The following is a 23,603-nucleotide window of genomic DNA, read 5'->3' as shown; positions in this document are numbered from 1 at the left end:
GCCCGGTGGTTCATTTCGACCACAACTCCCCTGAGCACGCGGCCGACCCCGTCGGCGCCTACCGAGCGCTGCGCGCCACGCACCCTGTCGCCTGGACGGAGGCACACGGCGGCTACTGGGTGCTGTCCGACTATGAGAGCGTGTTCGAGGCGGCCCGCGACGACTACACCTTCTCGTCGGCGCGTTCGCCCCACGGCGGGGAGGGGCTGAGCGTGGTCATCCCGAAGACGCCGATGGTCCTGCACATCCCGATCGAGATCGACCCTCCGGACTTCCGCAAGTATCGCAAGCTCGTCAACATGCTCACGGCTCCCGCCGCGGTAGGCCGGATGCTCGACATGATCGAGCACTACACGAGGTGGTTCATCGACCGTGTCATAGAGACCGGCGAGTGCGACTTCGCCGAGATCATCGGTGTTCCCTCCATCGTGACGATCGACTGGCTGGGGCTTCCGGTCGACGAGTGGGAGCGCTATTCCTCGGCGCACCGCGCCACCCTCGCGGCCTTCACCGACAGCCCGGAGTATCGGCGGGCGGTCGAGGTGGACCTTCCCTATCTCCACAAGCAGATGGCCGACGTCATCACCGAGCGGCGGCAAAACCCCGCCGACGACGCGATCAGTTTCCTGGTGCGGCAGGAGGTCGACGGCAGGCCGCTCACCGACGACGAGGTCTTCTCGATCGTCGACCTGCTGATCTCGGGGGGCGTCGGCACCACCGCCTCTCTCGTGGGGCAGACCCTCGTGTGGCTCTACCAGCACCAGGACGTCCGCCAGCGCCTCATCGACGACCCGAGCCTGCTCGACCGCGCGATCGAGGAGTTCCTGCGCTACTTCTCGCCCACGCAGGCGCTGGCCCGTACGGTCACCAAGGACGTCGAGTTCAAGGGCTGCCCGATGAAGGCGGGCGACCGGGTGCTGCTCTCGTGGGCCTCGGCCAACCGGGACGAGAAGGCCGGCTTCGACGACCCCGACGAGCTGAACATCGACCGCTGGCCCAATCGGCACACCGCCTTCGGCATCGGGCAGCACCGCTGCGCCGGCTCTCACCTGGGGCGGGCCATGGCCAAGAGCCTCATCGGCCAGATCCTGGAGCGGATGCCCGACTACACGATCGATCTCGACGGGCTGGTCCGTTACGCCCGCCAGGGTGTCAACATCGGCTTCCACAAGATCCCGGCGCGCTTCACCCCCGGCCCGCGCCGGCTGCCCCGGGACGACCAGGCCAAGTGACACGGGGGCGCTCCTCGACAGCGGCTGACCAGCGAATTCGGACACCGAGGCGACGCTATCGCACCCGGGCGTCACCCTGCGCCGGAGGCGGCGCCCGGGGCCGTTTCGGCGCACGGTCCGGCGGTCGTCCCCGCGTCGCCCCGCCGCCCGCCACCCGCCGGGACGCCCCGCCCGCGCCGCCCCGTGGCCCGCGATCCAGCATGACCCGGCGACCCGTCCAGGACCCCATCTCGTGAAGGAGTGAGTGATGTCGGCAGTGAGTTCCCTGGAGGACCGCGTCAGGCGGCTCGAGGACCGCAAGGCGATCGAGGAGCTGGCCGTGCTGTACGGCTTCATCATGGACGAGCGCGACGAGGAGGGCATCCGGCAGATCTTCTGCGAGGACGCGACGCTCCGCTCACAGGACGGCGTCTTCGCCGCGGAGGGCATCGAGGAAATCGTGAAGACCTACCTCGGCCGCTTCGCCGCGCTCGGGCCCACGAACCACTTCTCGCACGGTCACGTGATCCGCTTCGACGCGAACGACCCCGACATGGCGACCGGGCTCCTCGCCTCGCACGCGGAGGTGACCCGGGACGGCGTCGCCATGCAGGTCGCGCTCAGATACAAGGACGTCTATCGCCGCGTGGACGGCAAGTGGCGCTTCGCGGATCGCCTGATGTCGTACATGTACTACATGCCCATCGCCGAACTCCCTGGGGGGCTGGGTGACCGCGACAGCATGCGGGCGTACGGCGACCGCCGCCCGGCCGACTGGCCGGAGGTCCTGTACTCCGAGTCGGGCAACTCGTTCCTCAGGGACTACGTGTAGGAACTACGCGTCAGCGTCCGCCTGTAGAACGTTCCAGCGGCCGAATCCGCCCCGTACGACCTCGCCCCGGCACGTCGCACGGGGCGGCGGCGTTTTACGCAGGTTTTTCGCGCAGGGTTGCGGAAAACGACGGGCGAGGGCGTCCACGACGATCGGACGCCCTCGCCCGCATGCCCGGCGCGGCGGCCCAGAGCAACCCGCTGCCGCCCCTGAGGACGGCCAAGCAGCCGCCCGGGCACGTCTGGTCAAGGGTTGAGGAAGTCGGCGAACTTCACCGGCTGCACCTCGCGCAGCGGCTCGACGATCTCCCGGCCGACCTCGTCGAGCCAGGCCACGGCCTCGTCGGCCGACATGCCGGGCCAGTGCGGGCGCACCAGCAGCGGCCCGATCGGCAGCCGCTGGGCCACCTCGCGGATCTGCTGCCGGCACTCCTCCGCGTCACCCAGGATCACGTGGTCCTGGACGGTGGCGTTGAACCGCGCCCGCACCTGCTCCTGCGACAGGGCCTGCATGCCCCGGTCGGCGTACGCCTCGTACTTGCCGCGGGCGACGGCGGCGAAGCGGTTCAGCGCGTCGTCGCGGTCCGCGCCGATCATCAGCTCGCGGCGCAGCGGAAGCTGGTTGAGCGGCAGCCCGAGGGCGTTGCGCTCGGCGGCGAACACCCGGGCGAGCGCGTCGGTCTGCTCAACCGTCTGCTGCGGCGTCACCGTCCACGTCTCGCCCAGCCTCGCGGCGCGGCGCACGCCGAACTCCTTCTGCGCGCCCAGCCAGATCGGCGGAGCCGGCTGCTGCAGCGGCTTGATGTGCACCGGCGCGTCCTCGATCTGCCAGAACTTGCCGGAGAACGTCACCCGGTCCTGCGACCAGAGCTGCCGCAGGAGGTTGAGCGACTCCTCCAGGCGCTGGTAGCGCTCCTTGAAGGGCACGCCCATCCGCTCGTACTCGTGCGGCAGGTAGCCGGTGCCGACCGCGACCACGAGCCTGCCGCCGGTCAGGATGTCGAGTGTGGCCAGCTCCTCGGCCAGCATGATCGGGTGGTAAAGCGGGCCGATGATGATGCTCGTCCCGAGCCGCACGCCCTCGTCGAGCTCGGCCGACAGCCGGGACAGCAGGGGCACCGGCTGCATCCACCGGTAGCCGTCGTACAGGAAGTGCTGCCCGATCGTCAGATAGGTGAAGCCGTTGCGCTGCGCGGCCTCGGCCACGCGCAGCAGCAGGTCGAGGTGCTCGCGCGGAGGCACCTCGACCCGCTCGTCGCCCATGAGGATGCCGAACTCCATGTCACACGCCTCTCAGATGTCCGATGCAAGGAGGAGTTGGTCAACGTCCGCGCCACCGCGGCGCTCGCTTCTCGGTGAAGGCCCGGGCACCCTCACGGGCGTCCTCCGAGGAGCGCACCGGCTCGGAGAGCTTACGCTGCTCGTCGAAGGCGACGGACGAGTCCCAGTCGCGGGCCTTCATGATGATCTGCTTGCTGGCGCGTACGGCCAGCGGCCCGTTGGCCGCGATGCGGCCGGCCAGTTCGAGCGCGGCCTCCAGCGCCTGCCCGGCGGGGACGAGCCGGTTGATCAGACCGGCCTCGTCGGCGCGGGCCGCGTCGACGAGGTCACCGGTGAGGGCCCATTCCATCGCCTTGTAGTAGGGGATGCGCTCCGACAGCCGCATGAGACCGCCGCCGCCCGCGACCAGGCTGCGCTTCACCTCCGGCAGCCCGAATTTGGCGTTCTCCGCGGCGACGATGAGGTCGCACGCGAGGGCGATCTCGAAGCCGCCCGCCAGCGCGTACCCTTCGACGGCGGCGATGATCGGCTTGTCCGGCGGCGACTCCACGATGCCGGCGAACCCGCGCACCGGGACGGAGGGGCGCTCGCCGGCGAGGAACGCCTTGAGGTCCATGCCGGCGCAGAACGTGCCGCCCGCCCCGGTGATCACGCTAGCGAACAGGGTGGGCTCTTCGTCGAGGCGCGCCATGGCCGCGGCGATCGCCTCGGCGGCGGCGGTGTTGATCGCGTTGCGCGCGGCGGGGCGGTTGATCGTGACGACGAGGACGTTGCCGCGCCGCTCGGTGAGGACCGGCTGCTCGCTCATCGCGCCTGCATCCTGATCGCGCCGTCGAGCCGGATGGTCTCGCCGTTCAGCATCGGGTTCTCCAGGATGTGCAGGGCGAGGGCCGCGAACTCGTCCGGCTGGCCGAGCCGGGCGGGGTGCGGCGTCGAGGCGGCGAGCCGGTCCTTCACCTCCTGCGGGTGCCTGCTCATGATCGGGGTGTCGAAGACGCCGGGGGCGATGGTGTTCACCCGGACGAGCTTGCGGGCGAGGTCGCGGGCGGCCACCAGGGTCATGCCGACCACCCCGGCCTTGGCGGAGGCGTACGGGATCTGCCCGATCTGGCCTTCCCACGCCGCGACCGACGCGGTGAGCACGCAGACCCCTCGCTCGCCGTCGACCGGCTCGTTCGCGACCATCCGCGCCGCCGCGAGCCGCAGCGCGTTGAAGGTCCCGACGAGGTTGATCCGGACGATGTTCTCATAGACCTCCAGCGAGCCGGGGTTGCCGTCGCGTTCGACCACCCGCACCGTGGCGCCGCGGCCGGCGCAGTGCACCAGCGTACGCAGCGGGCCGTGCTCCTCGGCCTTGTCGAAGGCGGCCGACAGCGCCTCGGGGTCGGTCACGTCGGCGGGGACGAAGGCCGCCTGCCCGTCGAACCCGGCGGCGACCTCGGTGCCCGCCGAGGTCGGCAGGTCGGCGATGACGACGAAGACACCGGCCTTCGTCAGCCGCCGCACCGTGGCCAGGCCGAGACCGGAGGCGCCTCCGGTCACGACGGCCGAACTGTTGGCGAGATTCATGGGGATCCTTTCTCGACGATCAGTGGGGCAGGATCTCGACGATCGAGGCGTTGGCCATGCCGCCCGCCTCGCACATCGCCTGCAGCCCGAGCCGCCCGCCGCTCTGCTCGAGGTGGTTGATCATGGTCGTCATCAGGCGGCAGCCGGAGGCGCCCAGCGGGTGTCCCAGGGCGATCGCGCCGCCGCGCGGGTTGAGCTTGGCCTCGTCGATCGGGTGCTCGGCCCGCCAGGCGAGGGGCACGCTCGCGAACGCCTCGTTGACCTCGGCGGCGTCGATGTCGTGAATCGACAGCCCGGCGCGGGCGAGCACCTTGGCGGTGGCGGCGATCGGCCCGGTCAGCATCAGCAACGGGTCGTCACCGCAGACGGCGGACGCCACGATGCGGGCCCGGGGTCGCAGGCCGAGCTGCCTGGCGCGCTCCTCGCTGGTGATCAACAGCGCGCTCGCGCCGTCGGTGATCTGGGACGAGTTGCCCGCCGTGATCTTGAACTCCAGGTCGGGGAAGTGGGCCGCATCGGGGCTCTTCGCGAAGGCCGGAGCCAGGGCGGCCAGCCGTTCCGGGGTCGTGTCCGGCCGGATCGTCTCGTCGCGGTCCACGACGCCGCCATCCGGCAGCGTGATCGGGACGATCTCGTCGCCGAAGCCGCCGGTGCGCGCGGCCCGCGCGGCCAGCGCGTGCGATCGGGCGGCGTACTCGTCGAGCCGTGCCCGCGACAGGGACCACTTGTCGGCCACGAGCTCCGCGGACAGGCCCTGCGGCACGAGCAGGGGATAGCGGGCCCGCACTCCCACGCCGAGGGGGTCCTGGCCCATGCGGGCCGAACCCATGGGGACCCTGCTCATCGATTCGACCCCGGCCGCGATCACCATGTCGTACGCCCCCGCGACGACGCCCTGGACGGCGAAGTCGATCGCCTGCTGGCCGGAGCCGCACTTGCGCTCGATGGTCACGGACGGCACGTGCTCAGGGAACCCGGCGGCGAGCAGGGCCTGGCGTCCGGGGGTGGCCGACTGCTCGCCCGCCTGGCCCACGCACCCCACCAGGACGTCGTCGATCAGGCCGGGGTCGACGCCCTGGCGCTCCACGAGGGCCGACAGCACCTGTGCGAGGAGGTCGACGGGGTGAATCCCGGCCAGGGCCCCGGACTGCTTGCCGCGGCCCATGGGGGACCGGACGGCGTCGATGATCACGGCAGTTGGCACAGCGCCTCCTATCTATGTATATGATTACCATATACAGTGTCACTGTGGCCAGGTCGAGGCTTGACGAATAATCCATGTGAACCAATATCATAGATAAGACGTGAGAAGGGGGTCTTGATGATCGCTCGAATGCCCGATGGGGAAAGCGAGGAGCAGCGAGCGCTACGCGAGTCGGCCGCTCAGGTGGCCAAAGAGCGCTACGCGCCGCGGGCGGAGGAATGGGATCTGAATCGCACCCCGTTTCCGCACGACGAGCGACGCTATCTGGGGAGCCTGGGATATCTCGGCATCGCCCTGCCGGAGCGCTTCGGCGGCGCGGGGGCTTCGCTGAAGGAGGCCCTGATCGTCGTGGAGGAGCTGGCCAAGGAGTGCAGGCCGGCCGCGTTCCAGGTCTTCGAAGCCAACACCGGCCCCGCTCAGGTGATCAACCTCCTCGGCGCGGAGGAGCAGCGGCAGCGCTACCTTCCCGGGATCATCAGCGGCGACGCCACCATGGCGGTGGCGATCTCCGAGCCCGACGCCGGCTCGGCCGCGACCGACATGACGACCCGGGCCACCAAATCGGGCGGAACGCTCACGATCAACGGCCTCAAGCGATGGATCTCCAACGGCAGCGAGGCCGACCACTACCTGGTGTACGCCCGCATGAGCGACGAGTCGGGCGCCAAGGGCATCGGAGCCGTCATCGTGGACGCGGACACCCCCGGGGTCAGCTTCGGCAAGCGCGAGCGGCTGATGGGGTTCCGCGGCATTCCGTCCGCCGATGTGATCTTCGACGACGTGCAGGTGCCGGTGGAGAACCTGCTGATCGGCCCGGGCGGCTTCCGCAAGCTGTTCACCGCCTTCTCCATCGAGCGTCTCGGCAACGCGACGATGAGCCTCGCCCTCGGCCAGGCCGCCCTCGACCGCAGCATCGCCTACGTGCAGGAGCGGGAGCAGTTCGGCAAGCCTCTGATCGAGTTTCAGAGCATCCAGATGGCGCTGGCCGACATGCTGCTGCAGGTGGAGGCGGCCAGGCAGCTCATCCGGCGGGCCGTCGAGAACGCCGGCGACGGCCTGCCGAACCCCCTTGAGGTCTCGCTCGCCAAGTGCACGGCCAACGAGATGGCCAAGCGCGTCACCGATCTCGCCATGCAACTCCATGGGGGGAACGGCTACACCGAGGAGTACGGCATCGAGCGGATGCACCGGGACGCGCACGGATGGGCGCTCGCCGGCGGCACGCCCACCATGCAGCGCATCCGGATCGTCTCCGAGCTGCTGGGCCGCGGTTTCAACCAGCGGAGCTGACTTCAGCCCGACAATCCCAACCCTTTTTAGGAGTGCGAATGTCCTCACGACTTGACGGCCGGATCGGCGTGGTGATCGGCGGCGGATCCGGCATGGGCCGGGCCATCGGCCACCGGCTCGCCGAGGAGGGCGTGAAGGTCTACGTCGCCGACCTCAGCGGCGAGGCAGCGGAGGCGGTGGCCAAGGAGATCGAGCAGCGGGGCGGCAGGGCCGTGCCCGCCCAGGTCGACGCGACCAGCGTCGCGGAGCTTCGCGCGCTCTACGCGCGGATCGAGGCGGAGGAAGGCGTCCTGCACATCGTGCACAACCAGGTCGGCATGCCCGGCGCCGGGGGCCTGGACGTCTCGGAGGAGGAGTTCCAGCGCAACATCGACGTCAACGTCAAGAGCGTCTTCTACAGCGCCACGCTGGCGTTCGACCTGCTGAAGCGGGCGGACAAGAAGGCCTCCATCACGATGACGGCCTCGACGTCGGCGCTGGTCGGCTCGCCCTTCAGCCCCATCTACTCGCTGACGAAGTCGGCCCTCGTCGGGTTCACCCGCGCGCTGGCGCTGGTGGGCGCCCCCGACGGCATCCGGGTCAACTGCATCGCCCCCGGCACCGTGCACACGCCGATGCTCGCCTCCTTCTTCGGCCGGGAGCGCGGTGCGGACGTGTCGGCGCTCACCAAGGAGTTCGTGGCGGGCATACCGCTCGGCCGCGGCGCCCAGCCGGAGGAGATCGCCTCGGTCGTCGCCTTCCTGGCCAGCGACGACGCCAGCTTCGTCACCGGGATCACGGTCCCGATCGACGGCGGCCTGACGGCCAAGTGACACCAGCGCCGACCGTCCGTCCCGGACCGCCCGTCCGCCGTCGCCCGGCCGGCCGGCCCCCGATTCGTACCTTCCCGTGCCGGGGTCACCCGGCCCCCGCACCGTCGTTGGAGGCTCTGCCGCGATGACCCGCACGTACACCGATCTCAAGCCGACCTTCGCGGACACCGGTTCGTGGACCTCGCCCAAGGTCCTGCGGCATCAGGCGTCGTGTCGCCCGGACGCCACGTTCCTGATCGCGCCCGAGGAGGGGCGGCAGTGGACCTACGCCGAGATGCTCGAGGCCGCCGAGCGCGTCTCGGGCGGGTTCCTCGCGGCCGGCGCGTCCACGGGAGACCGTGTGCTGATCATGGCGGCCAACTCCTCCCAGTTCATCCGCACCTGGCTGGGCAGCGCGGTGGCCGGCCTGGTGGAGGTGCCGATCAACACGGCGTACGAGGGTGAGTTTCTGCGGCACCAGAGCATGACGGTGGGGCCGCGGTGGGCCGTCATCGACGACGTCTTCGCCGAGCGGTTCGCCGCCATCCGAGAGCACGTCGCGTCGATCGAGAAGTTCTGGGTGGTCGACACGGGCCGGGCCGACGCGGCGCTGGAGATCCTCCGCGGCAACGGCTGGGCCGCCGAGTCGTGGAACGCGTTCGAGGAGGCGACGCCGAAGGCGGGGGAGGAGCCGGCCCCCAGCGACCTGGCGTCGATCTTCTTCACGTCGGGCACGACCGGGCCCTCCAAGGGCGTGGCGATGCCGCACGCGCAGATGTACTTCTTCGGCGACGAGGTGGTCTCCCTCACCCGGCTGACCGCTGAGGACACCTACTTCACCTGCACCCCGCTGTTCCACGGCAACGCCCAGTTCATGGCGGCCTACCCCGCGATGATCGCCGGCGCCCGCCTCGTGGTCCGGCCCAAGTTCAGCGCGAGCCGCTGGATCGACCACCTGCGGGAACACGACGTCACGGTGACCAACCTGCTCGGCGTGATGATGGACTTCGTCTGGAAGCAGCCGCCGAGGGACGAGGACCGGGACAACAGGCTCCGCGCCGTCTTCGCCGCGCCGACCGCCTCGTCCATCCTGCGGGAGTTCAAGGACCGCTTCGGCATCGAGGCGTTCGTCGAGGTCTTCGGCCTCACCGAGACCTCGGCCCCGATCCTGTCGCCGTACGGCGAGGAGCGTCCGCCCGGCGCCGCCGGTCTGCAGGCGGCCGATTGGTTCGACATCCGGCTGGTCGACCCGGAGACCGACGAGGAGGTCCCGGTGGGCGAGGTCGGCGAGCTGGTGGTCCGCCCGAAGCACCCCTGGACGTGCAGCATGGGCTACTACGGGATGCCCGACAAGACCGTCGAGGCGTGGCGGAACCTGTGGTTCCACACCGGCGACGCGCTGCGCAAGGACGCCGACGGGTGGTTCTACTTCGTCGACCGCTACAAGGACGCGCTGCGCCGGCGCGGCGAGAACATCAGCTCCTACGAGGTCGAGCAGGCGATCCTCCAGCACGACGCGGTGCTCGAGTGCGCGGTGATCGGTGTCGCGGCCGGCATCGAGGCGGGGGAGGACGAGGTGATGGCCGTCATCGTCACCTCCCGCCCGGTCGATGCCGCGGAGATCTGGAGCTTCTGCGAGGGCAAGATCCCCGCCTTCGCGGTGCCCCGGTTCATCCGGTTCGTCGACGCCCTGCCCAAGACGCCGTCGGAGAAGGTGCGCAAGGCCGCGCTCCGCGACGAGGGCGTCACCTCCGCGACCCATGACCGCACCGCGCTCGGCCGCCACTGACCCACTCGGAAGGATTGGACCACCTGATGGACTTCGAGCCCGATTCCCTGCATGAGGAGATCCGGCAGGCGGTGCGCAAGCTCTGCTCCGACTTCCCGGACGAATACTGGATGGAGCACGACGAGACCAAGGAATTCCCCTGGGAGTTCTACGACGCCGTCGCCAAGGCCGGCTGGCTCGGTCTGACGATCCCCGCGGAGTACGGCGGCGGCGGCCTCGGCGTGACCGAGGCGGCGATCGTGGAGCAGGAGATCTCCGCCTCCGGCGCCGGGATGGGCGGATGCACCTCGGTGCACATCGGGATCTTCGGCTTCGAACCGCTGATCAAGTACGGCAGCGATGACCTCAAGCGGCGTTTCCTGCCCCGGGCCGTGTCGGGCGACCTGCACGTGTGCTTCGCGGTGACCGAGCCCGACGCCGGGACCGACACCACCAACATCTCCACCTTCGCCCGGAAGGTGGACGGCGGCTGGCTCGTGTCGGGCAAGAAGGTGTTCATCAGCAAGGCGCTGGAGGCGGAGCGGATGTTCCTGCTGTGCCGTACGGCACGGCGGGAGGAGTCGGCGAAGAAGACCGACGGCATCACGCTGTTCTTCGCCCCGCTGGACCGCGAGCGAGTCACGATCCGCAGGATCCCCAAGATGGGGCGCAACGCGGTCGACACCAACGAGTTGTTCATCGACGACCTGTTCGTCCCTGACGAGGACGTCATCGGCGAGGTGGGCAAGGGCTTCAAGGCGATCCTCGCGGGGCTCAACGCCGAGCGGGTGATTTCGGCGAACGCCTCGCTCGGCCTGGGCAAGGCGGCGCTGCGGCGTGCCACGGAGTACGCGAAGACGCGCAAGGTCTTCGGCCGTCCGATCGGGCAGAACCAGGGCATCGCCTTCCAGCTCGCCGAGGCCAAGATGCGGCTCGACGCGGCCGAGCTGATGTGCCAGAAGGCGGCCTGGCTCATCGACAACGGCCACTCGCCGGGCGAGCAGGCGAACGAGGCGAAGTATCTGGCCGCAGAGGCGGGCTTCCACGCCGCGGACGTCGCGATCTCCGTGCACGGCGGCTACGGCTACAGCAAGGAGTATCACGTGGAGCGGTACTTCCGTGAGGCCCGGCTGATGCGCATCGCCCCGATCAGCCAGGAGATGGTGCTCAGCTACCTGGCCGAGCACGTGCTCGGCCTGCCGAGGAGCTACTGATGCGGCCGTACCGTTCCATCCTCTTCGTCCCCGGGCACAAGCCCGCCTGGGCGGAGAAGGCGCTCAAGGCCGGCGCCGACGCGATCATCCTCGACCTGGAGGACTCGGTCCCGGCCGAGGAGAAGGCCGCGGCCCGGGAAACCGTGGCCACGTCGATCCGGTATCTGCGGTCGCTCGACGAGTCGGTGGGCATCGGGGTACGGGTCAACGGCCTGCCCACCGGGCTCACCGGGGCCGACCTCGAGGCGGTCGTCGTCCCCGGACTGGACGTTGTCTTCGCACCGAAGATCGAGGAGGCGACGGACGTGCTCAGGTACGACGCGCTCCTCGATCACTTCGAGCACCGCAACGGCGTGAGCGGGCTCGAATACATCGTGCCCGTCGAGACCGTCAAGGCGATCCAGAACTGCGCGGAGATCGCGTCGGCCTCGCCGCGCGTCGGCGCGATGATCGGGCCTACCGCCGAGCACGCGGACATCGCCCGCGAGGTGGGCTTCGAGTGGACGCCCGAGGGCCTGGAGACGCTGTACCTGCGCAGCCGTGTCCTGCTCGCCTGCCGGGGCGCGGGGCTGCACGCGCTGACCGGGCTGTGGGAGCGGATCGACGATCTCGAGGGCCTGGAGAAGTTCGCCCGCGAGGGCCGCAGGCTCGGCTTCCGCGGCATGATCGCGATCCACCCGAGCCACGTGCCGGTGCTCAACACCGTCTTCTCGGCCTCGGACGAGGAGATCGCGTTCTACGAGGGCATGGTGGCCGCGTACGAGCAGGCGGCGCGCGAGGGGAGCGGCGCGCTGCGCTACCGGGGGCTGCACATCGACAAGGCCCACTACGACAAGGCGCTCCTCTGGCTGGAAGGCGCCCGCGTGCACCGCGAGCCGGCGGACCGAGAGGAAGGATGACGATGCGCGGCCTTTATTTCGAAGAGTTCGAGGTGGGGCGGACGTACAGACACCCGTTCACCCGGACCGTCACCGAGATGGACAACGTGCTGTTCACCTCGCTCACCATGAACCTGCAGCCGCTGCATCTGGACGAGGAGTTCGCCAAGACGACGATCCACGGGCGGCGGGTGATGAACAGCCTGTTCACCGTGGCGCTGATCGGGGCGTTCCATGTGCCGGAGCTGACGATGGGCACGACGCTCGGCAACCTCGGCTATGACGAGATCAAGTTCCCGCACCCGGTGTTCCACGGCGACACCCTCCGCGCCGAGACCACGATTTTGGACAAGCGGCTGTCGAAGAGCCGGAACGACTCCGGCGTCGTGTGGTTCGAGCACCGGGGTTACAACCAGGACGACGTGCTGGTCTGCCTGTGCAAACGGGTTGGTTTGATGATGACGAAGCCGGTCGAGGCGGACAAGAACGAGGAAGGCGTGCGATGACCGAGCAGTTCCCCATGCGTGACTGGATCCCCTCGGTGCGGCAGCTCACTATCGACAACGAGCTCGTGGAGCCGGAGGGCGAGCGCTGGGACGTGTACAACCCGGCCACCGAGGAGGTCATCGCCACCGTCGGCGGCGCCTCGCCTGCTCAGGTGGACGCGGCCGTCGCCGCCGCCCGCGCGGCCTTCGGCCCGTGGTCGCGGCTGTCGGGCGAGGAGCGGTCGCGACACATCCACCGCCTCGCCGATGTGCTGGAGGCAGCCGCCGACCGGCTGCTGCCCTCGATCGTCAACGAGGTGGGCACGCCGGTCTCCCTGGCCTCCTACCTCCAGGTCAAGATGGCGGTGGAGCAGCACCTGCGGTGGGCCGCGGAGGCCGCGAAGATCGACCGCACGCAGCACCTGGGCCGGTGGGACGACCCGGTGCCGACGATGAGCGACGTGGTCTACGAGCCCGTCGGCGTGGTGGCCGCCATCACCGGCTACAACTACCCGCTGAACCTGGCCGTCTTCAAGTTCGGCGCGGCGCTCGCGGCCGGCTGCACCGTGGTGATCCTGCCCTCCCCCCGCACGCCGCTGACCACGCTCTTCCTCGGCGAGCTCATCCGCGAGGCGGACCTGCCGCCGGGCGTCATGAACGTCATCATCGGCCAGGCCGACGTCGGCAAGCGGCTCTCGTCGCACCCCGGCGTGGACAAGGTCTCCTTCACCGGTTCCGACACGGTCGGCGCCCAGATCATGGCCCAGGCCGCCGACACCCTCAAGGACGTGACGCTCGAGCTCGGCGGCAAGTCGCCGAACATCGTGCTGCCCGGGGTGGACGTGAAGAAGATCGCCGTCGAGATGCACCTGCGGTGGTCGCGCAACGCCGGCCAGGGCTGCGCCGCGCTGGCCAGGCTGCTGGTCCACGAGAGCCTGTACGACGAGTTCCTGGAGGCGGGCGCGGCGGCCTTCGACCAGATGATGGTCGGCGACCCGTGGGACCCCGCGACCAACATCGGCCCGATGATCCGCCCGGACCACCGGGCCCGGGTGCAGGGCTTCATCGACGGTTCGGTGGCCGAGGGCGGCAAGAAGCTGCTGGAGGTGACCCGCCCGCTGCCGGAGAAGGGCTGGTTCGTCAACCCGGTGCTGCTCGGCAACCTGCCGCCGGACGCCCGCGCGGTGCAGCAGGAGATCTTCGGCCCGGTGGCGGTGATCCTGCCGTTCAAGGACACCGAGGAGGCCGTCCGCCTCGCCAACGACACGCCGTACGGCCTGGCGGCGAACGTCTGGTGCGACGACCCGGTGGAGGCACGGCGGGTCGCCGAGCAGATCCGGGCCGGCACCGTGTGGATCAACGGCGGCGGTAGCATGCGGCCGGACGCGCCGTTCGGCGGGTACGGCCGGTCCGGCGTGGGCCGGGAGCTGGGCGAGTGGGGGGTGCGCGAGTACCTCGAGGTCAAGCACATCCAGTGGCGCATCTGAGCGACGGCCTTGAGGAGATGCAGGTGAAGGGGCAGACGAGGACGGGCCCGCTCGACGGCGTCCGCGTGCTCGAACTGGGCACGATGTACGCCGCGCCCACGGCCGGGCGGATGCTGCGCGACTTCGGCGCCGAGGTCGTCAAGGTCGAAGACCCCGCGACCGGCGACTTCGCGCGGCACTGGACGCCGCAGAAGGACGGTCTGTCGCTGGGTTTCGCCCGGTTGAACGCCGGCAAGCGGTCGGTGGCGCTCGACCTGCGGACCGGCGAGGGCCGTGACGTGGTGCGCCGCCTGGCGGCGAAGGTCGACGTCGTCATCGAGTCGTTCCGTCCCGGACGGCTGGAGGCGTGGGGGCTGGGCTACGAGGTGCTCTCGGAGAGCAATCCCGGGCTCGTGCTGACCCGGGTGTCCGGATTCGGGCAGACCGGCCCCTACCGGGAGCGGCCGGGCTTCGGCACGGTCGCCGAGACGGCGAGCGGGTTCGCCTTCATCAACGGCTGGCCCGACACCCCGCCCACCTCTCCGCCCTTCGGGTTCGCCGACTCCATCGCCGGGATCTCCGCGGCGATGGGCACGGCGATGGCGCTGTACCGGAGGGAGCGGACCGGTGAGGGCGAGGTCGTCGACGTCGCGCTCTACGAGCCGCTGCTGTTCATCCTCGGCGACATGGTGCTCAAGTATCAGGCCAAGGGGGAGATCCAGGGCCGCGAGGGGAACGGCACCGGCTCGGCGTCGCCGCGCGGCGTCTACAGGGCCGCCGACGGAAACTGGCTGAGCATCGCCGCGTCCAACCAGGGCATCGCCAAGCGGCTGTTCGAGGCGATGGGGCGGCCGGAGCTGATCGAGGACCCGCGGTTCGCCACCAACGCCGCCCGGATGGCCAACAACGACGCCATCCAGGCGGAGGTCGTCGCCTGGGTCGCCTCCCGCCCGCGGAAGGAGATCCTGGAGATCCTCGAGAAGTACGAGGTGGTGTCGGCCCCCGTCAACGACGCCAGCGACATCGTCGCCGACCACCACTTCCGGGAGCGGACGCTGGTGGAGCTGACGGGCAACGAGATCCTGGGGTCCGTGCTGATGCCGGGGCCGGTTCTGCACCTCGGCGGATACGCCGGACCCCGCTATCACGGAGTCCCGGCCATCGGGGAGCACACCCGCGACGTGCTGGGGGACTGGCTCCAGATGTCGGATGCGGAGCTCGACGCCCTCACGGGGGCGGCGGGATGACCTCCGCCGCTCCGACCTGGCCGCTCGGACCCGGGACGGCCGTCCGCCGCGCGCACGTCGCGGCGCGGGCTCGTCCGGGTCCGCGGTCCGGGCCGGCGTGACCACGGGTGGTCGTCAGCGAGGCTTTCGCGTGACGGCGGGGCCCAGATGCGCACGGATGGCGTCCATCACCGCCTCGGGAGTCGCCGAGCTGCTGAAGGTCGCCACCAGCACCTGGCCGTCGCCGCCGTCTTCCGGCCGTTCCAGATGGCGGAAGGCGGCGATCACGTAGCCGAGGGCGCGGTCCAGCGGGCCGAGAGGATCGTAGGTGCCTCCGGCCCGCAGCCATCCGCGCAGGACCTGATTGTGCGCGGCGACGACCGAGGCGGCCATCAGCTCGGCCCGCAGGTCGGCTTCGGGGGTTCCGGCCAGCCACTTGCCGATGAACTCGCGAAACAGCCGCTGGTAGCGGGCGACGCTGGCGATCTCCCGGTCGCGCAGCGCGGGCACCCGGCGGACGAGGCTGTAGCGGCGCAGCGACACCTCGGCGTTCTCGACGTAGTGCGCGAGCACGATGCGCACCGCGTCGGACACGGCGACGAGCGCGGTGTCCGAGGTGGAGGCGCGCAGACGGGCGTCGACCATGGTGAGCAGCGCGTCGTGGTCGGGGAAGATCGCGTCTTCCTTCGACCGGTAGTAGCGGAAGAAGGTGCTGCGGCTCACCCCCGCGCGGGCCGCGATGTCGTCGACGGTGGTCTCTTCGTAACCGTTCTCGTCGAACAGGGTCACCGCCGCCTCGGCGAGGCGGCGGCTGATGGACGGTGTGGCCATACGGCCATTGTCGCGGACCCCGCTTGTCCCGGCTCGGCGAGACTAAGTATCGTCCGAAAGAAACTCAGTCCTATATCCCTGAAGTGGTGATCGATGGAACCGCGTGGCACGGCGGGTAGTCTTAGCCGGCTCGAAGAGCGCCTGGACGAGGCGATCCGCGCCGGCGAGAAACGGGCGGCCGCAAAACAGCACGCCAGGGGCAAGCTGACCGCCCGGGAGCGGATCGAGCGGCTGCTCGACCCCGGCTCGTTCGTCGAGCTCGACGCCCTGGCCGTGCACCGCAGCACGTCCTTCGGCATGGAGCGCACCCGTGTGCCCGGTGACGGAGTGACCACCGGGTACGGGACGGTGGACGGCCGGACGGTCTGCGTGTTCTCCCAGGACTTCAGCGTCTTCGGCGGCAGCCTGGGTGAGGTGTACGGCGAGAAGATCCGCAAGGTCATGGACCTGGCGGTGAAGATCGGAGCGCCTATCGTCGGCATCAACGAGGGCGCCGGCGCACGCATCCAGGAAGGCGTGGTCTCCCTGGGGCTCTACGGCGAGATCTTCAAGCGCAACGTGCGCGCCTCGGGGGTGATCCCGCAGATCTCCCTGGTCATGGGTGCCTGCGCGGGCGGGCACGTCTACTCCCCGGCGCTCACCGACTTCACGATCATGGTGGACGAGGCGTCCCACATGTTCGTCACCGGCCCCGACGTCATCAAGACGGTGACCGGCGAGGAGGTGACCTTCGAGGAGCTGGGCGGCGCCCGCGTGCACAACAGCCGCACCGGCGTCGCCCACTACCTCGCCGAGGACGAGGACGACGCGCTCGGCTACGCCAGGGCCCTGCTGTCGTACCTGCCGCAGAACAACCTCGACGAGCCGCCGTTCACCGGGTTCGAGGCCGACCTGGAGATCAACGAGAGCGACCGGGCCCTCGACACGCTGATCCCCGACTCGGCCAACCAGCCGTACGACATGCACGAGGTCGTCGCCGCGCTGCTGGACGACGGCGAGTTCCTGGAGGTGCAGGCGCAGTTCGCGCCGAACATCGTCGTCGGCTTCGGCCGGGTCGAGGGGCGGTCGGTGGGCGTCGTCGCCAACCAGCCGATGAGCTTCGCCGGCACGCTCGACATCGCCGCCTCCGAGAAGGCCGCCCGGTTCGTGCGCGCCTGCGACGCCTTCAACATCCCCGTGCTGACCTTCGTCGACGTGCCGGGCTTCCTGCCCGGCACCGACCAGGAGTGGAACGGCATCATCCGGCGTGGCGCCAAGCTGCTCTACGCCTACGCCGAGGCGACCGTCCCGCTGGTCACCGTCATCACCCGCAAGGCGTACGGCGGGGCGTACGACGTCATGGGGTCCAAGCACCTCGGCGCGGACGTCAACCTGGCCTGGCCCACCGCCCAGATCGCCGTGATGGGAGCCCAGGGCGCGGTCAACATCCTGCACCGCAAGACGCTTGCCACATCGGACGATCCGGACGCACTGCGGGCCGAGCTGGTGCGTGAGTACGAGGACACCCTCGCCACGCCATACCTGGCGGCCGAACGCGGGTACGTCGACGCCGTGATCGCGCCACGCGAGACCCGGCGCGAGGTCGTCCGCGCGCTGCGGATGCTGCGCGGCAAGCGGGCCGCCCTGCCGCCCAAGAAGCACGGAAACATCCCGCTGTGACCGAGATGATCCGGATCATGAAGGGCGCCCCGCCACCCGAGGAAGTGGCCGCCCTGACGGTGGCGCTGCTCACCGCACGACAGACCGGCCCCGCCGCGCCGCCGGTGTCGTCCGGCTGGCGCGACCTGGCGCGGCGGCACGCGATGCGCCGGCCGCTCGCGACAGGCACGCAGGGATGGCGGGAGTCGAGATGGAGCCTTGGAGGTCGTCTGTGAGCACAACAATCCGGAAGGTCTTGATCGCCAATCGCGGTGAGATCGCCGTACGGATCGCCCGGGCCTGCGCAGACGCCGGGCTGTCCAGCGTCGCGGTCTACGCGGACCAGGATCTGGACGCGTTGCACGTGCGGGTGGCCGACGAGGCGCACGCACTCGGCGGGCAGAGCCCGGCCGAGACCTACCTCGACATCGACAAACTCCTTTCCGTCGCCCGGAAGACCGGCGCGGACGCCGTCCATCCCGGATATGGCTTCCTCGCCGAGAACGCCGGCTTCGCCCAGGCCGTGCTCGACGCCGGCCTGATCTGGATCGGCCCGCCGCCTGCGGCGATCACCGCGCTGGGCGACAAGGTCCAGGCCCGGCACATCGCGCAGCGCGTGGGCGCCCCGCTCGTGGCCGGAACCCCCGATCCCGTCTCCGGGGTGGACGAGGTCGTCGCCTTCGCGCGGCAGCACGGCCTGCCGATCGCCATCAAGGCGGCGTTCGGCGGCGGCGGGCGCGGGCTCAAGGTGGCCCGCACCATGGAGGAGATCCCCGGCCTGTACGAGTCGGCCGTGCGCGAGGCCGTCACCGCCTTCGGGCGCGGCGAGTGCTTCGTCGAGCGCTACCTCGACAGGCCCCGGCACGTCGAGACCCAGTGCCTGGCCGACTCCCACGGCAACGTCGTCGTGGTCTCCACCCGCGACTGCTCCCTCCAGCGCCGCCATCAGAAGCTCGTGGAGGAGGCCCCGGCCCCGTTCCTGACCGGCGAGCAGCTCGAACTCCTCTACTCCTCTTCCAAGGCGATCCTGCGCGAGGCGGGCTACGTCGGCGCGGGCACGTGCGAGTTCCTCGTCGGCCAGGACGGCGCGATCTCCTTCCTCGAGGTCAACACCCGGCTGCAGGTCGAGCACCCGGTCAGCGAGGAGGTCGCGGGCATCGATCTGGTGCGCGAGATGTTCCGCATCGCCGACGGCGAGGCCCTGGGCTACGACGACCCGGAGCTGCGCGGCCACTCCATCGAGTTCCGGATCAACGCCGAAGACGCGGGCCGGGGCTTCCTGCCCGCGCCGGGAACGATCACCTCGATGCGCGTCCCGTCCGGCCCCGGCGTACGGCTGGACGCGGGCTATGAGGCCGGGATGAGCGTGCCGCAGGCGTTCGACTCGCTCGTGGCCAAGCTGATCGTCACCGGCGCGACCCGTTCGCAGGCGCTGGAGAGGTCGCGCCGGGCCCTGGCCGAGTTCGAGATCGGCGGAATGCCGACCGTGGTGCCGTTCCACCGGGCCGTGGTGAACGACCCCGCCTTCACCGGCGAGCCGTTCACGGTGCACACCCGGTGGATCGAGACCGAGTTCGACAACACGATCGCGCCGTACGAGGGGGCCGTGGAGGCGGCCGAGCACTCCGAGCGCGAGCGGATCACGGTCGAGGTCGGTGGCAAGCGCCTGGAGGTCGTCCTGCCCGCAGGGCTTGGGGCGGCCGGCCGACCCGAGCCGAAGAAGGCGGCGCCTCGCCGGGCGGGTTCGGGCGGGGCGAAGAAGGCGGCGGCGAGCGGGGACGCGGTCGTCAGCCCGATGCAGGGCACGATCGTGAAGGTCGTCGTCACCGACGGCGACACCGTCGAGCCCGGCGACACGATCGTCGTACTGGAAGCCATGAAGATGGAGCAGCCGCTCACCGCCCACAAGGCCGGCACCGTGGTCGGGATGTCCGCGCAGGTGGGAGCCACGGTCGCCGCCGGCGCGGTCGTCTGCGAGATCAAGGACCCGGCATGAGCGCCGCGTTCCCCCCGGCCACCCGGGAGCAGTGGCGCGAGCTGGCGCGGGAGGTCCTGCGCCGCTCTGGCACGGACACCGACTCCCCGGAGCAGGTGCTGGCGAGCACGACCTACGACGGGATCACCATCGCCTCACTGCACGACAACACCGACCTGCCGGAGACGTCCGGCCTGCCCGGGCTCCCGCCGTACGCGTCGGGGGGCCGCGAACTCGGCGGCCCGTGGGAGGTCCGGCAGCGGCACGAGGTGGCCGACCCCGAGGCGGTGATCGCCGACCTGGAGAACGGCGTCGGCTCGCTCTGGGTGGCCGTCGCCCCGGAGGAGCTGCCTCTGGTCCTCGACGGGGTGCGCCTCGACTGGATCTCGATCACGCTGGACGCGGGCACCCGGACCGAGGCGGCGGCGGACGCGCTGCTGTCGCTGGCCGCCCGGCGCGGCGTCCCGGCCACGGCGCTGCGGGGCTGCCTCGGGTCCGACCCGCTGAGCCGCCCGGGCTCGGTGGCGCCCGGCCTCGCCGAGACGGCCGCGCTCGCGCGGCGCTGCGCCGAGGAACTGCCCGGCGTGCGCGCCGTGGTCGCCGACGCCACGCCGTACCACGAGGCGGGGGGCAGTGACGCGGAGGAGCTCGGCTGCTCGATCGCGACCGGCCTGGCCTACCTGCGGACGCTCACCGCACACGGGCTCGGCCTGCGGGAGGCCTTCGGCCAGCTCGAGTTCCGGTACGCCGCGACCGCCGACCAGTTCGCCACCCTCGCGAAGCTGCGGGCGGCCCGGGTGCTGTGGGCGCGGATCGCGGAGGTCTGCGGCGCCCCGACCGGCCAGTTCCAGCACGCGGTGACCTCGGCGGCGATGATGACCCGGCGCGACCCGTGGACGAACATGCTGCGCACCACGCTGGCGTGCTTCGCCGCCGGCGTGGGCGGGGCGGACGCGGTGACCGTGCGGCCGTTCGACGACGCGCTCGGCCTGCCCGACGGCTTCTCCCGCCGGATCGCCCGCAACACCTCCGCCCTGCTGGTCGAGGAGGGCCAGGTGGCCAGGGTGACCGACCCGGCGGCCGGGTCCTGGTACGTCGAGCGCCTCACCGCCGACCTCGCGGAGAAGGCCTGGCAGTGGTTCCAGGAGATCGAGGAGGCGGGCGGGATGGCCGAGGCGCTCGCGTCGGGACTCGTGCGTCGGAGGATCGCCCAGACCAGGGAGAGCAGGTCGCGTGACATCGCGCGCAGGAAGACACCGATCGTCGGCGTCAGCCAGTTCCCGGACCTGTCGGAGGCCCCGCCCGCACTGGCCCACGCGCCCCTGCCGCCGGAGGGGGCCCTGCCGAGAGTCCGCCACGCCCAGGAGTTCGAGGACCTGCGCGACCGGGCCGAGGCGCTGCCCGTACGGCCGAAGGTGTTCCTCGCCGCCGTCGGGCCGGCGGGGGAGCACGCGGCGCGGGTGTCGTTCGCGGCGGGACTGTTCCAGGCCGGAGGCGTCGAGACGGTCACGTCGAGCCCGGCCGCCGACCCGGAGGCGATCGCGAAGGAGTTCGCCGTCAGCGGCGCGGCCGTGGCCTGCGTGTGCTCCAGCGACACCTTGTACGCCGAGCACGCCTCCGCCGTCGCGCGGGCGCTGCGTGCGGCCGGCGCGGTCCGGGTCTGGCTGGCGGGCAGGGGCCGCTACGACGGCGTGGACGCGAATCTGTACGCGGGATGCGACGTGCTCGAGGTGCTGCGCACGACCCTCGCAGATGTGGAGGTGGACGAATGATCCCGGACTTCCGAGGGGTGCCGCTGACCGGGGCCGCGCGCCCGGACACGCCGCCCGAGATCGGGGACGGCGGGTGGGAGAGCCCGGAGGGCATCCCCATCGCGCCGCGCTACACCTCCGCCGACCTGGAGGCGCTGGCGGCGGCCGGCGAGTACGACCCGCGCACCTATCCCGGCATCGCGCCGTACGTGCGCGGGCCATACCCGACGATGTACGTGACGCGGCCGTGGACGATCCGGCAGTACGCCGGGTTCTCCACGGCCGAGGAGTCCAACGCGTTCTACCGGCGCAATCTGGCGGCCGGGCAGAAGGGCCTGTCGGTCGCGTTCGACCTCGCGACCCATCGCGGCTACGACTCCGATCACCCCCGCGTCGCCGGAGACGTCGGCATGGCCGGCGTGGCGATCGACTCGATCCTCGACATGCGCGTCCTGTTCGACGGCATCCCGCTCGACCGCATGTCGGTGTCGATGACGATGAACGGCGCGGTGCTGCCGATCCTGGCGCTCTACATCGTCGCGGCGGAGGAGCAGGGGGTGAAGCCGGAGCAGCTCAGCGGGACCATTCAGAACGACATCCTCAAGGAGTTCATGGTCCGCAACACCTATATCTATCCGCCGGGCCCGTCGATGCGGATCATCTCCGACATCTTCGCCTACACCTCGGCGCACATGCCGCGCTTCAACTCCATCTCCATCTCCGGCTACCACCTGCAGGAGGCCGGGGCGACCTGCGATCTGGAGCTGGCGTACACGCTGGCCGACGGGGTGGAGTATCTGCGGGCCGGGACCGCCGCCGGGCTCGACATCGACGCGTTCGCGCCCCGGCTGTCGTTCTTCTGGTGCATCGGCATGAACTTCTTCATGGAGGTGGCCAAGCTCCGCGCCGCCCGGCTGCTGTGGGCGGGCCTGGTGAAGGAGTTCGGTGCCCAAGACCCAAGGTCGCTGGCGCTGCGCACCCACAGCCAGACCTCCGGATGGTCGCTGACCGCGCAGGACGTGTTCAACAACGTGGTGCGCACCTGCCTGGAGGCGATGGCGGCCACACAGGGGCACACCCAGTCGCTGCACACCAACGCCCTGGACGAGGCGCTGGCCCTGCCGACCGACTTCTCGGCGCGGATCGCCCGCAACACCCAGCTCGTGCTCCAGCACGAGTCGGGCACCACGAGGGTCATCGACCCCTGGGGCGGCTCCTACTACATCGAGACCCTCACCCGGCAGCTCGTCCGCAAGGCGCGGCAGCACATCGCCGAGGTGGAACAGGCCGGCGGCATGGCCAAAGCCATCGAGGCCGGGCTGCCCAAGATGCGCATCGAGGAGGCCGCCGCCCGCACACAGGCCCGCATCGACTCCGGCGTCCAGCCGGTGATCGGCGTGAACAAGTACCGCACCGATGCCGAGCCGGAGGTGGAGGTGCTCAAGGTCGACAACACCGCCGTACGCGCCCGGCAGATCGAGCGGCTGCGCAGACTGCGGGCCGAACGCGACCCCGAGGCCGTAAGCGCCGCGCTGGACGCGCTCACCCGGGGGGCGGCCTCGGACGGCAACCTGCTCGCCCTCGCGGTGGACGCGGCCCGGGCGCACGCCACCGTAGGGGAGATCTCCGACGCGCTGGAGAAGGTGTTCGGGCGGCACCAGGCGTACGTGCGGACCATCTCCGGGGTGTACCGGCAGGAGATGGGCGGCGGCGCCGACGCGGTCCGGGCGGCCTGCGACCGCTTCGCCGAGGCCGAGGGACGGCGTCCCCGGATTCTCGTGGCGAAGATGGGCCAGGACGGCCACGACCGCGGGCAGAAGGTGATCGCGAGCGGCTTCGCCGACCTCGGCTTCGACGTGGACGTCGGCCCGCTGTTCCAGACCCCCGCCGAGGTGGCCCGGCAGGCCGTCGAGGCCGACGTGCACATCGTCGGGGTCTCCTCGCAGGCCGCCGGGCACCTCACGCTGGTGCCCGCCCTGCGCGAGGAACTGGCCGCCGCAGGCGGCGACGACATCATGATCGTGGTGGGTGGCGTCATCCCGCCCGGCGACGTTCCAACGCTGCTGGACGCCGGAGTCGCCGCCGTCTTCCTCCCCGGCACCGTCGTCACCGACGCCGCCCTCGATCTGCTGCGCGAGCTGTCGGCCGGGCTGGGCCACGACCTCGGGGTCTGACACCCCGGATGGCCGGACGC

General features: G+C 70.7%; 20 protein-coding genes. 15 read left to right on the top strand and 5 right to left on the bottom strand.

The genetic code is table 11. From position 1 onward, the window contains the following. Positions 1-5 precede the first annotated feature (5 nt). Both OHB01_RS31585 and OHB01_RS31580 read left to right on the top strand, forming a co-directional pair. The gene (locus OHB01_RS31585) at positions 6-1,232 is read left to right on the top strand and encodes a cytochrome P450 (RefSeq protein WP_328854400.1); all 1,227 of its coding nucleotides are present in this window, start codon (positions 6-8) and stop codon (positions 1,230-1,232) included. Positions 1,233-1,479: 247 nt separating this feature from the next. Beyond that, on the top strand, positions 1,480-2,043 hold the full coding sequence (locus OHB01_RS31580) for a nuclear transport factor 2 family protein (RefSeq protein WP_147944159.1): 564 nt from the start codon (positions 1,480-1,482) through the stop codon (positions 2,041-2,043). Between the two features lie 245 nt (positions 2,044-2,288). Here the strand turns inward: OHB01_RS31580 and OHB01_RS31575 are convergent, their stop codons facing one another. Genes OHB01_RS31575 through OHB01_RS31560 form a run of 4 tightly spaced genes read right to left on the bottom strand, consistent with a single transcriptional unit; the run spans position 2,289 to position 6,096 of the window. After that, the gene (locus OHB01_RS31575) at positions 2,289-3,323 is read right to left on the bottom strand and encodes an LLM class flavin-dependent oxidoreductase (protein ID WP_147944158.1); all 1,035 of its coding nucleotides are present in this window, start codon (positions 3,321-3,323) and stop codon (positions 2,289-2,291) included. A gap of 40 nt (positions 3,324-3,363) precedes the next feature. Beyond that, the gene (locus OHB01_RS31570; protein WP_328854399.1) at positions 3,364-4,131 is read right to left on the bottom strand and encodes a crotonase/enoyl-CoA hydratase family protein; all 768 of its coding nucleotides are present in this window, start codon (positions 4,129-4,131) and stop codon (positions 3,364-3,366) included. Continuing rightward, positions 4,128-4,892 carry an SDR family NAD(P)-dependent oxidoreductase gene (locus OHB01_RS31565; RefSeq protein ID WP_147944156.1) on the bottom strand — a complete coding sequence of 255 codons (765 nt, stop codon included), beginning with the start codon at positions 4,890-4,892 and terminating at the stop codon, positions 4,128-4,130. Before OHB01_RS31565 ends, OHB01_RS31570 begins: the two co-directional genes overlap by 4 nt. Positions 4,893-4,911: 19 nt before the next feature. Next, a complete protein-coding gene (locus OHB01_RS31560; protein ID WP_328854398.1) occupies positions 4,912-6,096 on the bottom strand; it encodes a thiolase family protein in 1,185 nt (394 codons plus the stop codon). A gap of 129 nt (positions 6,097-6,225) precedes the next feature. Here OHB01_RS31560 and OHB01_RS31555 point away from each other — a divergent pair, with 129 nt between their 5' ends. From OHB01_RS31555 to OHB01_RS31520, 8 genes are all read left to right on the top strand, one after another. Continuing rightward, entirely contained in the window at positions 6,226-7,386 is a 1,161-nt protein-coding gene (locus OHB01_RS31555) for an acyl-CoA dehydrogenase family protein (RefSeq protein WP_147944154.1), read from the top strand. Between the two features lie 38 nt (positions 7,387-7,424). Further along, positions 7,425-8,198, top strand: a complete 774-nt coding sequence (locus tag OHB01_RS31550; RefSeq protein WP_147944153.1) for an SDR family NAD(P)-dependent oxidoreductase — start codon at positions 7,425-7,427, stop codon at positions 8,196-8,198. A 124-nt stretch (positions 8,199-8,322) separates the two neighbouring features. Then, positions 8,323-9,966 carry an AMP-binding protein gene (locus OHB01_RS31545; RefSeq protein WP_328854397.1) on the top strand — a complete coding sequence of 548 codons (1,644 nt, stop codon included), beginning with the start codon at positions 8,323-8,325 and terminating at the stop codon, positions 9,964-9,966. Positions 9,967-9,992: 26 nt separating this feature from the next. Continuing rightward, entirely contained in the window at positions 9,993-11,159 is a 1,167-nt protein-coding gene (locus tag OHB01_RS31540) for an acyl-CoA dehydrogenase family protein (protein WP_147944151.1), read from the top strand. After that, on the top strand, positions 11,159-12,058 hold the full coding sequence (locus OHB01_RS31535) for an HpcH/HpaI aldolase/citrate lyase family protein (protein ID WP_147944150.1): 900 nt from the start codon (positions 11,159-11,161) through the stop codon (positions 12,056-12,058). Before OHB01_RS31540 ends, OHB01_RS31535 begins: the two co-directional genes overlap by 1 nt. Before the next feature lie 2 nt (positions 12,059-12,060). After that, positions 12,061-12,543, top strand: coding sequence for a MaoC family dehydratase (locus OHB01_RS31530; protein ID WP_147944149.1), 483 nt, complete (start codon positions 12,061-12,063; stop codon positions 12,541-12,543). After that, entirely contained in the window at positions 12,540-14,009 is a 1,470-nt protein-coding gene (locus tag OHB01_RS31525; protein WP_147944148.1) for an aldehyde dehydrogenase family protein, read from the top strand. The genes OHB01_RS31530 and OHB01_RS31525 overlap by 4 nt, the downstream gene beginning before the upstream one ends. A gap of 23 nt (positions 14,010-14,032) precedes the next feature. After that, positions 14,033-15,235 (top strand): CaiB/BaiF CoA transferase family protein, encoded by a 1,203-nt coding sequence (locus OHB01_RS31520; RefSeq protein ID WP_261985881.1) that lies wholly within the window; start codon positions 14,033-14,035, stop codon positions 15,233-15,235. A gap of 114 nt (positions 15,236-15,349) precedes the next feature. Here OHB01_RS31520 and OHB01_RS31515 read toward each other — a convergent pair whose 3' ends face one another. Next, entirely contained in the window at positions 15,350-16,045 is a 696-nt protein-coding gene (locus OHB01_RS31515; protein ID WP_147944147.1) for a TetR family transcriptional regulator, read from the bottom strand. A gap of 93 nt (positions 16,046-16,138) precedes the next feature. On the opposite strand from OHB01_RS31515, the gene OHB01_RS31510 reads away from it, so the two are divergent. From OHB01_RS31510 to scpA, 5 genes are read left to right on the top strand one after another with little or no spacing between them, the layout of a single operon-like run. Next, positions 16,139-17,704 (top strand): acyl-CoA carboxylase subunit beta, encoded by a 1,566-nt coding sequence (locus OHB01_RS31510; RefSeq protein ID WP_328854396.1) that lies wholly within the window; start codon positions 16,139-16,141, stop codon positions 17,702-17,704. Positions 17,705-17,709: 5 nt separating this feature from the next. Continuing rightward, complete coding sequence (locus OHB01_RS31505; RefSeq protein ID WP_147945614.1) at positions 17,710-17,919, top strand: acyl-CoA carboxylase subunit epsilon; 210 nt, start codon at positions 17,710-17,712, stop codon at positions 17,917-17,919. Between the two features lie 8 nt (positions 17,920-17,927). After that, positions 17,928-19,679 (top strand): acetyl-CoA carboxylase biotin carboxylase subunit, encoded by a 1,752-nt coding sequence (locus OHB01_RS31500; protein ID WP_328855875.1) that lies wholly within the window; start codon positions 17,928-17,930, stop codon positions 19,677-19,679. Next, positions 19,676-21,430 (top strand): methylmalonyl-CoA mutase family protein, encoded by a 1,755-nt coding sequence (locus OHB01_RS31495; protein ID WP_328854395.1) that lies wholly within the window; start codon positions 19,676-19,678, stop codon positions 21,428-21,430. Before OHB01_RS31500 ends, OHB01_RS31495 begins: the two co-directional genes overlap by 4 nt. Next, positions 21,427-23,583 carry a methylmalonyl-CoA mutase gene (scpA, locus tag OHB01_RS31490; RefSeq protein WP_328854394.1) on the top strand — a complete coding sequence of 719 codons (2,157 nt, stop codon included), beginning with the start codon at positions 21,427-21,429 and terminating at the stop codon, positions 23,581-23,583. Before OHB01_RS31495 ends, scpA begins: the two co-directional genes overlap by 4 nt. The last annotated feature ends 20 nt before the right edge of the window (positions 23,584-23,603 follow it).

Source organism: Microbispora hainanensis (assembly GCF_036186745.1).
Classification (GTDB): Bacteria; Actinomycetota; Actinomycetes; order Streptosporangiales; family Streptosporangiaceae; genus Microbispora.
Note: the sequence above shows the minus strand (reverse complement) of the source record. Positions and strands in the feature narration are given on the sequence as shown.